Origin of the sequence: Romboutsia sp. Marseille-P6047, assembly GCF_900604535.1 — a bacterium.
Taxonomy (GTDB): domain Bacteria; phylum Bacillota; class Clostridia; order Peptostreptococcales; family Peptostreptococcaceae; genus Romboutsia_E.
On the sequence record NZ_UWOT01000001.1, the window covers coordinates 380,743 to 393,948 of the forward strand.

Consider the following 13,206-nt stretch of genomic DNA (forward strand, 5'->3'; position numbering starts at 1 on the left):
TCACTTTTTAATTATCTAACTACTTAAAAATATATTTAATATATCACTGTAATAACCTACACCGTTCCATGCGACTACCATTTGGTAATAAAAAAATATTCCATATAGCACAATCATAGAGTAGTTTACTAACCGTTTTTCTTCTCTTGCAAATATATTTTTTATTAACCATGGTAGTAGTATTAAGTTGTATAAAGAAAAGTAAATAGGTAATCGGCCTAACATAATACCACTTCTTGCGATCTTAGATATTATATAAACCCCACTAGATATCAATGACATATTTATACTAATCTTTATTATAGGTGTTAACTTATCTTTTAATATATCTCTATATATAAATGCTAATATTACTGGTACTGACTCAACTAAAATTCTTATTACATTAGTTCCATCATCAGTATCTTTAAACTCATTCATTGAAGATGCATAATCAGAATTTTCTATTACAACTTCAAGTAAACTTGTAAATTTATCAGTAAATATTAATGCAAAAACTATCACTGCTATGAATATCATTGATCTTTTACTCCAAGGTTCATCAACAATTATAAAATATGCTGGTATCATAATAAGTACAGATAAATGAAATGTAGAAAGTAATAATACTATAATTACATAAAGTAAAAATTTCCTATTTAATATGAGACCTGTACACGCAAACATAATAGCTGCTACTAAGAATTGTCTCATTCCATTTAACATCCATGTAAACTGACAAGATAACATAAATAGAAGGACACTTAGTCCATAATTACTAGAATATTTATATAACGTATAAACTATACATATACCTGTTATTGATGCTATGATAAACAACCATATATGAAAATCATCAGATATATACGTTTTTATTAAAATAGAAAACAATCTAAATCCAGGTTCTCTAGCTTCACTATCAAAAATAACATCTTTAGCACTTGAAAGTAGTGGATACTCTTTAAACATATCTATATATGTCCAAGTATCTGCTATACCACTTCTAAGTCCTGAAAAGAATATTATTACTGAAAATGTTACAAACGCCATAAATATATTTACTCTACTTTCATATACTTCATTTCCAACAGCAATATATTTAGAAGTCATCTGTGACATTATTCCAAAAACAATAACCCAGCACAGCATGAATATATACACTTCCATTTATTTAGCTACCTCTCTATTTTTTATTCTTATTAACCAATACAGTAACACCCCAAAAGGGTATGCTAATATTGTCAGTATTTTTTGTGGTGATTCATTTAAAGCATCCTTGTTTTTCATAATTATACTTGAAGATACATAATGTATAGATGACTTGAACCTATGCTTTATTTTTTTATCATATTTCATATGCACCTTCCTCATAAATGCAAACCCTTTAGGATTTTTATAATATTGTTTAAAGATATTCCTGCTAGATCCATCTTCTAAATACTCAACAGTACAAGTTGGCTTATTTAATATAAGCAACTCATATTCCTGGTCAGCTAATAAATATTTATAATCTAAAGGCACAAATTTTTCACCTTCAAACTCCGGATATGGAGGATACTTTTTCATTATATCTGTTCTATAAATAAGATTTTTATCTCCTGTCCCACCATTAATATAAAAATCACACAATCTCATCGATTTTTTATTTGGAAATTTATCTCCTACAATATCACCATTTTTATAATTATCTAGAGATGCTATTCCAGAGTACTTATTACTTCCATTCCTCTTCCAAAAACTAGTGATAATTTCTACCGAATCATCTGGCATAAAATCATCTGAGTCTATACATACGTTTAATTCTGTATCAATTAACTCATATGCCTTGTTATGTGCCGTGTGCATGCCACCATTTTCTTTATATACATAATTTATCTCGAATCCATTATCATTTTTTATCCAACTATCAACTAATTCTTTAGTATTATCAATAGATCCATCATCTACTATCAACCACTTAAAATCTTTACACGTTTGTTTTTTTAAACTCTCATAGCACCTATGAAGAATATACCCCCTATTATAAGTTGGTGTAAAAACTGTTAATGTTACCATCTATACACTCCACCTTTTCATATAAAATTCTTCTAACCATTTTGTATTAGATTTTATATCAAATCCAGCTTTCTCTATCTCATCTTTTAATTCAAATCTTTCATATCCAATTGAAAAATCTAAAACTTTTTTTGCCCAATATTTCGGATCATCATTTAAGTTTAAATATTCTACATTATCGGTAAGAATACCATCTTTAGGTATAGTATCCGATATTATACACTTTAAGCCAGATGATTGAGCCTCTATTAAAGCAATACCTAAACCCTCATATAATGATGGAAATAAAAATACATCCATAGCCTGCATTAAATCATTTACATCCTCTCTAATACCAAGAAATTTAATATCATCTCTCAAATTCATATTTGACACCATTAATTCTATATCTTGCCTAAGCTCTCCATCACCGACTAAAAGTAATACACTATCATTTTCTATTCTCTTTATTTCCTTAAATACATCAATTATGAATTTATGATTTTTTTGAGGATTAAATCTTCCAACATGACCCACAACAAACTTATCTCTTATTCCTAACTCTTCTCTTATCTGTTTAGCTATTTCTTCATTATAAGTATATAAATTTGTATCTATCGCATTATTTAAAATCTTAAAATCTTCAGTATTAAACATCCACTTTCCTGCATCATTTCCGCATGCAAATAAATAATCTGCATATTTTGTAATACTTTTCTTAGCTATCATTTTTATTAAATATTTAAAATTTCTATCTTGATTTACATTATGTGAATGGGCTATAGTAAAAGTCACACCATGTTTTTTTGCATACTTAAGAGGTATAGAACTAAGACAATCCTGATGACAATGAACAATCCTATACTCATTATGTTCTCTAAAAAAACTATCTAAAGACTTTAAATATGAAATACTGAAAGGATTTAATTTTGGAATCCTGTATATTCTCCCCCCTAAAGACTCTATCTCATCATCATAATCAGCTTTATCTTCTCTATGCACAAGAAAGTCAAATTGAACCTTAGATCTATCAATATTTCTATAATAATTCATTATCATAGTTTCAAGACCACCACGCCCCATATATGTAACAATATGAAGTATTCTTATAGGTTCTATCATCTCTCTATCTCCTCAACAGTCAACTTAACAACCTTTTTCTTATCAAAAATTTCTTCCATATGACACCTTCCAAACTTACCCATTTTAACTTTCTCATTATAAGAAAGGTCAATAAACCTCTTAATCTTACCATAAAGGTCATCTACATCTTTAACCTTACAAGTCCATCCATTTTTACCTTCGACAATTGCTTCTCTACACCCAGGAATATCACTAGCTATAAGAGCTCGTCCCATAGCCGCTCCTTCAAGTAAAACATTAGCCATCCCCTCATGATATGAAGGAAGAACTATACAGTGAGAATTCCTTATAAAAGGAATTACATCATCTTGATAACCATAATATTTAATAAAGTTTTTCTCCTCAAACTCCTTAATTATCTCACTATAATCATCTTCAAACCAACCTATAAAGCTAAACTCTACATTGTTATACTCTGATCTTATTCTTTTTATTACTTCAAACAACTCCTCTATACCCTTTTCAGCCATAATTCTTCCAACGAATAAAAACCTTATAACATTTCCAGAAGGCATTGGACAGAAACTAAATTTATCAAGATTTACACCTGCACCATTCATTACTACAGCTTGATCTTGTTTTATAGTTTTATCATCAATTAAAACTTTCGCGTTTCCTTCATTCTCAAATATCACCGATTTTGCCGATTTAAATCCCATTTTATACAATGCACTTACTATTTTTTTTACAAATCCACCTTTATAATATGCACTTCCTAACCCTGTAACATTAGCTATAAACTCACACTTACAAAGCTTAGATGCTATCCCTCCATAAGCGTTTGGCTTTATAGTATAAGAAACAACTATATCTGGTTTTTCTAGTCTTATAAGATTTATATATTCTATAAATAACTTTATATCTTTTATTGGATTTATACTTTTTCTATCTACATAAGTATTTATAGTTCTTACGCCTAAATCTTCTATTCTCTCGGTTTCATTAGAGTAAGGCAGAGATACTACTACATCATGACCTCTTTCAACCAGATTCATGACTAATTCTTGCCTAAACTTATGTATTGTTACAAAGTGATTTGATAAAATTAAAACTTTTTTATTCATAGTACTTACCTACCCCAATAACTAATTAATAGCTTTATCTTTCTTTCCTTCTACTACTCCATCCCTTTTTAAAACTTTTATAAAAGTCATAAAAAAACATTTCATATCAAAATATAAAGACATGTTTTGCACATATTCTCCATCATATTTCGCCTTTACAGATATAAGTAACTCGTCTCTTCCATTTATTTGAGCCCATCCTGTTAGTCCTGGAGTTACATTATTAGCTCCATATTTATCTCGCTCTTGTATAAGATCATATTGATTCCAAAGAGCTGGTCTAGGACCTACTATACTCATATCACCTTTTAAAATATTTATAATTTGGGGTAGTTCATCTAGACTCGTCATTCTTAAAAATCTACCTACTTTTGTTATATACACATCTGGATTTTCTAATAAGTGTGTTGGCATATCTTTAGGAGTATCAATTCTCATAGTTCTAAATTTTAAAATATAGAATTCAGATTTATTTATTCCAATTCTTTTCTGCTTAAATAAAATAGGTCCTTTGGAGTCTACTTTTATTGCTATTATTAAAACTAAAAATATCGGAAATAAAACTATAAGTCCTACTAAGGATAGCGTAATATCTATAATACGCTTTATCTTTTTATAAAAACTACTCATTCTCCAATTACCTACTTTTACCCAATTATTTTTACTTATACTTGCTAAAGTATATCAAATATAATTACTCTCTCCCCCTTAAAGATTATATTCTTTCATATATTATTTATAATAATTTTATCAATTGGTAGTATATTGAGTAAATTACACTATAGTTCCACTTTTTTATAACAAACTACTACTTTTGTATTAATAATATAGTACTCAAACCGGTACTACTTTTATAAAATAAAAAAGTTGTATAAAAATGAATTATACTACTCATCTTTATACAACTTTTAATTTTATTATTTTCGTTTCCAATTTAATATAAATCCTATTCCTTTTCCAGTTGCAAGTAATATTGATAAAAATATTATTGCTAAAAGCGCTCCACTAGAGTCTATAAACACGTCAGTTATACTGCTTACTCTTCCACTTACTTGTAATTGTCTTTTTTCATCGTATATTGCATACATGGCTGTTAGTATAAAACTAAATACAGATGAGAACATTACCTTCTTAGTAAATAGGTATAATACTAATAACATAAATGCTCCTATACATGCATAAATTGAAAAGTGTGCTGCTTTTCTTACTATATATTCTTTGTCATAACCTCTTAACTCATTATATATTTTATCTTTTATACTTATTAACCTTTCATCTGTTAAGGTTACTTTATCCCTAACCTTATCTATTAATTCTACTGCTTTATGTGATTGTTGAAATGATGTATACCCTTCTTGGCTTGAGAAATAATACATACTTCCCATAGCTAATATTAGTAATACAATGCATATAGCCTTTTTCATAATCCAATCTCCTTGTATATATTATATTTATTCATATATATAAAGCTATTATATTTTATATTGTAATTTTTTTCAAATTTAATAACTCTTATAACTTGAATTTAATATGCTATAACTGCTAATTATAAGTAATATACAAAAGAACAAAAATATATTTTGGAAAAAATATACATTATATTCATTTTTGAATTTTTTATACTATTGAATATATTTCCTCAATGGAATATAATTAGTTATACTTAAAAAATATGCGAAAGAAGGGATTATTTTGTCAAAATTAAAGAAAATTGTAATTGGATTAGTTATTTTAATTATAGCTATACCGGCTACAGCTTTTGGATATGTATATTATAAACTGAATAGTATGCACGATAGTACAGCTGATGAATCTATACTTAATAGTGAAGATTATAAATCAGATAAATCAATTACTAATATTTTATTAGTAGGTACAGATGGTAGAAGTACTAATGATAATGGTACTAGATCTGATTCTATGATGATACTTACAGTTGATAACAAAAATAAAAGCTTAAAGCTTACATCATTAGCTCGTGATAGTTATGTTGATATTCCAGGTCATAGTAAAGAGAAGCTAACTCATGCTTACGCTTATGGTGGTATTAACTTATTAGTTGAAACTATCGAAAAAAACTTTGAATTAGATATACAAAATTATGCTGTTGTTGATTTCTTTTCATTTATGGATATAGTTGATACTGTTGGTGGAGTATCTGTTAATGTAGATAGTTCTGTAATCAAAGAGTTCAATAGGTATATCGGTGATTGTTATAATTTAAACACTAATAGCAATAAAGGAAGTATAGAGTATATAAAATCTGCTGGAGTACATAAATTAAATGGTTATCAAGCTCTTGCTTATGCTCGTATAAGATATAACGATACTGCATTTGAAAGAGATAAAAGACAAAGACAACTTATAGAAGGTCTTGCTACAAGTCTAAAAGAACTACCTGTATCTAAATATCCTGCTTTACTAGATACAATACTTCCATATATTAAAACAAATATGAAAGCGGGAAAAATATTATCTCTTGGTACTAATATTTTAGGGTTAATAGGTAATGGAATAACACAAATGGAATTCCCAATTGATGATAATGTCAACTCAACTGGTGGTATAGTTGATGGTAAAGGTTGGGTTCTTCAATATGAAAAAGATTCATTAGATATATTACATGATTTTATATTTAACAATATAGAGTATAATGGATAATTTTCAAATAAAAAACACCTCATTTAGAGGTGTTTTTTTATCCTATAGTTTTTATTATCCCTTTTGCTATTGCTTCTCCCATTTTAATTCTTTTAGCAGGAGTATTTACTGCTTGTATGTCTGTTAAATTCATATATGAACACTCTATTATAACAGATGTTGCTTTTACTTCTCTAATTACATGATAGTAATCTCTTCCATCATCTAGTGTTCTTGTCCAAGCTCCTCTAGTAGCTATATTTTGTACTGTATTACTTGTTATACTATTTAATATATTTTGAGCTAAGGTCTTACTTGGCCCTCCATTTTTATCTTTTATAGAATAAATTGCATGAGCACCATTTCCATTTCCTTCAGATGTATCATTATGTATGCTTACAAATAGACTTGCATCTAAAGTATTTGATAATGATGATCTCTCAGCTAATTCTAATTTTGTATTTGAAGGTATTTCTGATGTTCTTGTCATAACTACATCATATCCATTTACAACTAAATAATTTGCTGTTGCAAGTGATATTTCTATATTTAAATCCTTTTCTTTAAATCCTGAGCCAACTGCTCCAGAGTCTTTTCCTCCATGGCCTGGATCAATTACTATAACGCCATTATTAACTCTACACACTTGCTCTATGGAACTAACACTTCCATCATTACCTGTTACAACAACTTTTATGTTATATACCCCAGTTATTAAATTTACAGTCGGTACTATTAGTTGATAGCCACTATTTTCTCCATTGGTATATCCTGGATACGCTGCATTTACATCTGGTCTACTCCCTCCAGTTGTTGCACTTCCCATAAACTTATTATTCATATATATATTTACACTTTTAACACCACTTGCATTTAATGCCCATCCTCTTATTTCCATATATGAGCTTTCTTTTTTATTAAAGCTATTGCTTGGTGTATCTATATGTATTTTAGCATTTGGCTTTTTTATTAAAATTGATGTTTCAATTAAATATTTACTTCCATCTACTCCAATTGACTCTACTTTTATAATATGAGTTCCTGGTGATATTGTATTTTTATCTATTATATATGAATATCCACTGTTAGCTCCTCCTGGGTATCCTGGATATGCAGCATTTACGTCTGGTCTAGATCCACCAGTTGCTGCATTTCCATGGTATGCTCCATCTACATATACTTTTACTTGTGATACTCCACTCGGATTTAGTGACCATCCTCTTACTTCTATATCTTCATTATTTATTGTTCCTGATGGACTATCTACACAGACTAATCCAGTACCTTTTTTCATTTCAATTGATACTTCACTTGAATATTTACTTTTATCTACACCAATAGATTCTACTTTTATTGTATGAGTTCCTGGTGATACTTTACTTTTATCTATAGCATATGAGTATCCACTGTTTACTCCTCCTGGATATCCAGGATATGCCGCATTTACATCTGGTCTCGATCCACCAATTGCTGCATCTCCATAGTATATTCCATCTACATATACTTTTACTTGTGATACTCCACTTGGATTTAATGACCAACCTATTACTTCTATATCTTCATTATTTATTGTTCCTGATGGACTATCTATACAGACTAATCCAGTACCTTTTTTCATTTCAATTATAGTTTCTCTAGTATCTATACTTCCATCTGTACCTATAGATTCTACTCTTATTTTATGATTACCTGGTGATATTTTATTTTTATCTATAGTATATGAGTATCCACTATTTTCTCCACCTAAGTATCCTGGATGCGCATCATTTACATCTGGTCTAAATCCACCTATGTTAGCATTTCCAAAGTATACTCCATCTACATATATTTTAACTTGAGATACTCCACTTGAGTTTAATGACCATCCTCTTACTTCTATATTCTCATCATTTATTATGCCTGATGGACTATCTATGCACATTATAGAGCTAGACTTTAAATTACTAGTATCACTTTCTTCTATTATATGTATATTTTCTTCTAAAACATCTTCTCCTATTTGCTCTTCATAAGCTATAGGTGGAGTTATATCATTACTATTAGTAGTAATATTTTCTTCCCCAAATGAATAGTTAACGAATAATGTGTTTATAATAATAATGCTAGATAATAATTTTGCTACTAATTGCATTATTCTCCCCCTATGATTTGTAATATTTTATTTATTGTTTTTGCAAAATAATTTTGACTATAATTGGGAACTTCATAAGTCATTTGTACGCTATTTATGTCATATATACTTGACATTCTATACATTAACCCTGCAATTCCTCTTGACCAGTTAATATCCGTCGCATACTGATGCCAGTTTCCATTTGTTGTATCATAATACCATCTCATTTTATACAATGTATTTTGATTAAACTTAGCTCTATGTATATAATTTTCAGATATCCACTTAGCTCCACCTTCTATTGCCTTTTGTGGTGTTGTCCAACCTTCTTGGTATGCCTTTGATGCTCCACCTGATATTACGTTATTATCTACTGCTGCTATTCCAAAGAAATTATATACAGTCACAGGTGTTTCTAATACATTTCCTTTATGGTCTGTCGTTAAAGTTACTCCTTTAGATAAAGTTGAAGATCCATAACCTGTTTCCCATAACGCATGTGCTACTAAATATAATGGGTCTATATTATATTTTTGGGCAGCATTTATAAAAGCTTCTCCCTGTCCAGATAAGCTATTTGTATTAGGATTTTTTAATACAGTATCTAAAAAGTCATTAAGCTCTTTTGCCGACTTAAGATTTCTAAATGTATTTATTTTTAAAAATTGGAACATATCTTTATTACTATCTTTAAAACTGTTATAATCCATATACCATCTTACTTCTTCATCAGTTGCATTTACATAAACTGAATTTCCTGATGAATTGGTTGACCATATTTTGTTACTTCCCTTTTCAATCTGCTTTTGTACATGTTTATCAAAAGTAAAATCTAAAATATTGCTTTCAATAACTTTTAGTTCATTTAACTGTGTAGTTGCTACACTTACACTTCCATCATTTCCGTAAACTTCAACTTTTATAGTATGGCTTCCTGACGAAAGCTTTTTATAATCAATCGAATAACTAAATCCACTATTTGCTGAATTTGGATACTGAGGATAAATTGAATTTACATCTAATCTACTTCCACCTATATTTGCATTTCCACAGTATTCTCCATCTACATATACCTTTATATGGTTTACACCACTTGCATTAACTGCCCAACCTCTAAGAGTTAAGTCATTATTATTTACAATATAATTTCCATTTGGACTATCTATACACGTTATTGGGTCTGGCTTTTCCAGGTTAATAGATATCTCTTTAGAATCTACGCTCCCATCTGTTCCTATAGACTCAACTTTTATTATATGATTACCTTTAGTTAGTGTATTTTTATCTATAATATATGAGTATCCGCTATTTTTCCCTCCAGGATATCCTGGGTATGCAGCATCTACATCTGGTCTACTTCCACCTATATTTGCATTAGCATAATAGTTTCCATCTACATATATCTTTACTTGTGATACTCCACTTGTATTTAGTGACCATCCTCTTACTTCTATATTCTCATTATTTATTACACTTGATTGAGTATCTATGCACATTCTATTTTCTGGTTTTTCCATGTATATAGATATCTCTCTATAATCTATGCTTCCATCATTTCCTATAGATTCTACTTTTATAATATGCTCACCTTTAGTTAGTCTATCTTTATCTAAGATATATGAGTATCCACTGTTTTCTCCTCCTGGGTATCCTGGATATACTGCATTCACATCTAATCGACTTATACCTGTATTCGCATCTGCGTAGTATTTTCCATCTACATATATCTTTACTTGTGATACTCCACTTATATTTAATGACCATCCTCTTACTTCTATGTTCTCATTATTTACTACACTAGACTGAGTATCTATGCACATTAAATTTTCTGGCTTTTCCATGTATATAGAGATTTCTCTATAGTCGACACTTCCATCCACACCAATAGACTCCACTTTTATTATATGTTCCCCTTTACTAATAGTGTTCTTGTCTATTGTATATGAGTATCCACTATTTTCTCCTCCTGGATATCCTGGATATACTGCATTTACGTCTGCTCTACTCCCACCTATATTTGCATTCCCATGATACCTTCCATCTACGTATACTTTTACTTGTGATACCCCACTTGTATTCAATGACCATCCCTTTACTTCTACGTCTTCATTGTTTACTACACTTGATTGTGTGTCGATACACATTATATTACTTGACTTAACTACACTTTGATTCACAATTGAAGTTTCATCTGTAGTCATATCTGCATTATTTTCAAGTGCAAATGAATAATCAGTTGCTATTAAGTTTGCTACATATATAGCTGTAATAATTTTTGACGTCACTTTTATATTCAATATTTCTCCTCCTTATGTAAATATTACCTCTATATAATATTATCATAATTGCACTTATATTATAATAAAATATCGAAAAAAGAAGTCACCTATCAAATATTCATATAATTTAGACAATAAATAAAGCCATCAGAGTCTTTTTCTAAAGACAATAATGGCTTTATTCTACAAACAAATTAAAATTAAATAAATATAAAATATCCTATATTTCTTGCTAATCCATTTTTATAAAACTTATTTTTAACTACAGATGCTTTTCTACCAATTAAACCTTTATCTTTTAAGCTATAAAATTCAATTAGTGTATTTTTTTGCTCTTTAGTTAAATCATTTTTATATACATCATAGAAGCTTTTAGCTTGAACAAGAGTGTCATTTATACTCTTCGTTATCTTATTTACATTACTTAACTTACTTGTATAATATTTTAAACTCTTATAATTATGTGCTCCAACTTCATTTCCACCATGTTGTCTATATAACATAGTCTGCTTATTTACAATACCTATTTGCCCAAAACAACTTGCTACTAATCCTATCCACCAATCGTGCATTATACATCCTTGTGGTATATTAGTACTCATTTCCATTAATTTCCTGTTCATCATCATAGTACATCCAGTAATGTTGTTTTGTACTAATAAATTATTTAATGCTCTTTTATTTGCATCAAGTTTTTGGTACTCCCAGAAAGATTCATTTAAAATATTTAAGTTAGAATCAACAACTTTTAAATCTGTATGCACTAATATTGGAGTATTTTTAGAATACTTTTCTTCTAGTCTTTTCATCTCATCAAAAGTTAATTGTATTTTTTCATTAATCCAAAAATCATCTTGGTCTGCAAACATACAATAATCATTTTTCGAATATTTCATTAACTCTGCAAAGTTAAGCTTTGCTCCTAATCCTCTTTTTCCGTCTTCTATTACAACTATTTTTTCTGGATACTTATTTGCGTATTCCTTTATTACGCTTAGCGTATTATCTTTAGAACCATCATCTCTTATAAATAACTTCCAATCAGAATATGTTTGATTTATAATTGATTCGATTTGTTCTGAGACATACTTTTCTCCATTGTAAGTTGCCATCAAAATATCTATCATCATTAACACTCCTAATTTACTATTTTAATTTTTCTTAATAATACTACTACTTTATCAAAGCATCTTTTACTAAATAGTAAGCTAAATAATAAAGGATATACTAATTGGAAACTTAATCCTGAGAATGTGAACATATTTGAGAAGAAGTTTAGCATAGTAATAGTATTCATAATTGCCATTCCTGTTATAAGGAACTGACTATCATTACCTAATAAATATCTATATACTAAAACAAGTAATGCAAAATATACATATATAAGTATAACTCCACCCCAGCCCGAGTTTACAAATGCACTTGAGAACATTGAGGAGACAGTAAGATGAGGACTCACTTGTTTCACTTCATCATATTCTTGTGGTGATATACTCTCAATTCTTTTTCCTATAAAATCAGGTAATATAGATGTCTTTAAAAACTTTGATGTATTTTCTAAATTTAATGGCACATTATTATAGTATCTTACATTTTCTTCAAAGTTAGCTAATGGAGATGTCATATATATATATCCCCAGAACATAGGCTTAGGAACTATTGAGTTTCTAAAGCTATCACTTGCTTCTCCTACTGCCATTATATAAGTACTATCATTTACATTTCCTTTAGTATCATGATTATAGTTAGACCTTACATTACCCATTATTCCAAATATATATATAAATACTATTGCAAATATAGATAAAAATGCTATATTCTTTAAGCTTAAAAGCCCCTTCCACATTTCTAATACAAATACACTTACACAACTTATTACAATCATCATTAACATACCTCTGTTGTATGTAAGTAAACTTGGAAGTAAGTTAATTAAGAAATATACTATATATAT

At 28.9% G+C, this 13,206-nt stretch carries 11 protein-coding genes; 1 reads left to right on the forward strand and 10 read right to left on the reverse strand.

Features of this window, described 5'->3' with window-relative positions:
• Positions 1–15: 15 nt before the first annotated feature.
• From EIH23_RS01855 to EIH23_RS01880, 6 genes are all read right to left on the reverse strand, one after another.
• Complete coding sequence (locus EIH23_RS01855; RefSeq protein WP_122638504.1) at positions 16–1,146, reverse strand: EpsG family protein; 1,131 nt, start codon at positions 1,144–1,146, stop codon at positions 16–18.
• Positions 1,147–2,034: a glycosyltransferase family 2 protein gene (locus EIH23_RS01860; RefSeq protein ID WP_122638505.1), complete on the reverse strand. Its 888-nt coding sequence runs from the start codon at positions 2,032–2,034 to the stop codon at positions 1,147–1,149.
• On the reverse strand, positions 2,035–3,135 hold the full coding sequence (locus EIH23_RS01865) for a glycosyltransferase family 1 protein (protein ID WP_195250729.1): 1,101 nt from the start codon (positions 3,133–3,135) through the stop codon (positions 2,035–2,037).
• Complete coding sequence (locus tag EIH23_RS01870; protein ID WP_122638506.1) at positions 3,132–4,220, reverse strand: glycosyltransferase family 4 protein; 1,089 nt, start codon at positions 4,218–4,220, stop codon at positions 3,132–3,134. Before EIH23_RS01870 ends, EIH23_RS01865 begins: the two co-directional genes overlap by 4 nt.
• A gap of 21 nt (positions 4,221–4,241) precedes the next feature.
• Positions 4,242–4,850 carry a sugar transferase gene (locus tag EIH23_RS01875; protein ID WP_122638507.1) on the reverse strand — a complete coding sequence of 203 codons (609 nt, stop codon included), beginning with the start codon at positions 4,848–4,850 and terminating at the stop codon, positions 4,242–4,244.
• A 287-nt stretch (positions 4,851–5,137) separates the two neighbouring features.
• Positions 5,138–5,644 (reverse strand): VanZ family protein, encoded by a 507-nt coding sequence (locus EIH23_RS01880; protein ID WP_122638508.1) that lies wholly within the window; start codon positions 5,642–5,644, stop codon positions 5,138–5,140.
• A 268-nt stretch (positions 5,645–5,912) separates the two neighbouring features.
• Here EIH23_RS01880 and EIH23_RS01885 point away from each other — a divergent pair, with 268 nt between their 5' ends.
• The gene (locus tag EIH23_RS01885) at positions 5,913–6,881 is read left to right on the forward strand and encodes an LCP family protein (protein WP_122638509.1); all 969 of its coding nucleotides are present in this window, start codon (positions 5,913–5,915) and stop codon (positions 6,879–6,881) included.
• A gap of 37 nt (positions 6,882–6,918) precedes the next feature.
• Here the strand turns inward: EIH23_RS01885 and EIH23_RS01890 are convergent, their stop codons facing one another.
• From EIH23_RS01890 to EIH23_RS16165, 4 genes are all read right to left on the reverse strand, one after another.
• Entirely contained in the window at positions 6,919–8,991 is a 2,073-nt protein-coding gene (locus EIH23_RS01890; RefSeq protein WP_122638510.1) for an N-acetylmuramoyl-L-alanine amidase, read from the reverse strand.
• A complete protein-coding gene (locus EIH23_RS01895; RefSeq protein ID WP_122638511.1) occupies positions 8,991–11,270 on the reverse strand; it encodes an N-acetylglucosaminidase in 2,280 nt (759 codons plus the stop codon). The genes EIH23_RS01890 and EIH23_RS01895 overlap by 1 nt, the downstream gene beginning before the upstream one ends.
• Positions 11,271–11,452: 182 nt before the next feature.
• On the reverse strand, positions 11,453–12,379 hold the full coding sequence (locus tag EIH23_RS01900) for a glycosyltransferase family 2 protein (protein WP_164488948.1): 927 nt from the start codon (positions 12,377–12,379) through the stop codon (positions 11,453–11,455).
• A gap of 11 nt (positions 12,380–12,390) precedes the next feature.
• A partial coding sequence (locus tag EIH23_RS16165; RefSeq protein WP_164488949.1) for a hypothetical protein occupies positions 12,391–13,206 on the reverse strand: 816 nt, incomplete at its 5' end.

Excerpts from the sequence above, each read along its gene's own strand:
- EIH23_RS01855 (WP_122638504.1), bottom strand. The coding sequence starts at position 1,146 with ATGGAAGTGTATATATTCATGCTGTGCTGGGTTATTGTTTTTGGAATA.
- EIH23_RS01860 (WP_122638505.1), bottom strand. The coding sequence starts at position 2,034 with ATGGTAACATTAACAGTTTTTACACCAACTTATAATAGGGGGTATATT.
- EIH23_RS01865 (WP_195250729.1), bottom strand. The coding sequence starts at position 3,135 with ATGATAGAACCTATAAGAATACTTCATATTGTTACATATATGGGGCGT.
- EIH23_RS01870 (WP_122638506.1), bottom strand. The coding sequence starts at position 4,220 with ATGAATAAAAAAGTTTTAATTTTATCAAATCACTTTGTAACAATACAT.
- EIH23_RS01875 (WP_122638507.1), bottom strand. The coding sequence starts at position 4,850 with ATGAGTAGTTTTTATAAAAAGATAAAGCGTATTATAGATATTACGCTA.
- EIH23_RS01880 (WP_122638508.1), bottom strand. The coding sequence starts at position 5,644 with ATGAAAAAGGCTATATGCATTGTATTACTAATATTAGCTATGGGAAGT.
- EIH23_RS01890 (WP_122638510.1), bottom strand. The coding sequence starts at position 8,991 with ATGCAATTAGTAGCAAAATTATTATCTAGCATTATTATTATAAACACA.
- EIH23_RS01900 (WP_164488948.1), bottom strand. The coding sequence starts at position 12,379 with ATGATAGATATTTTGATGGCAACTTACAATGGAGAAAAGTATGTCTCA.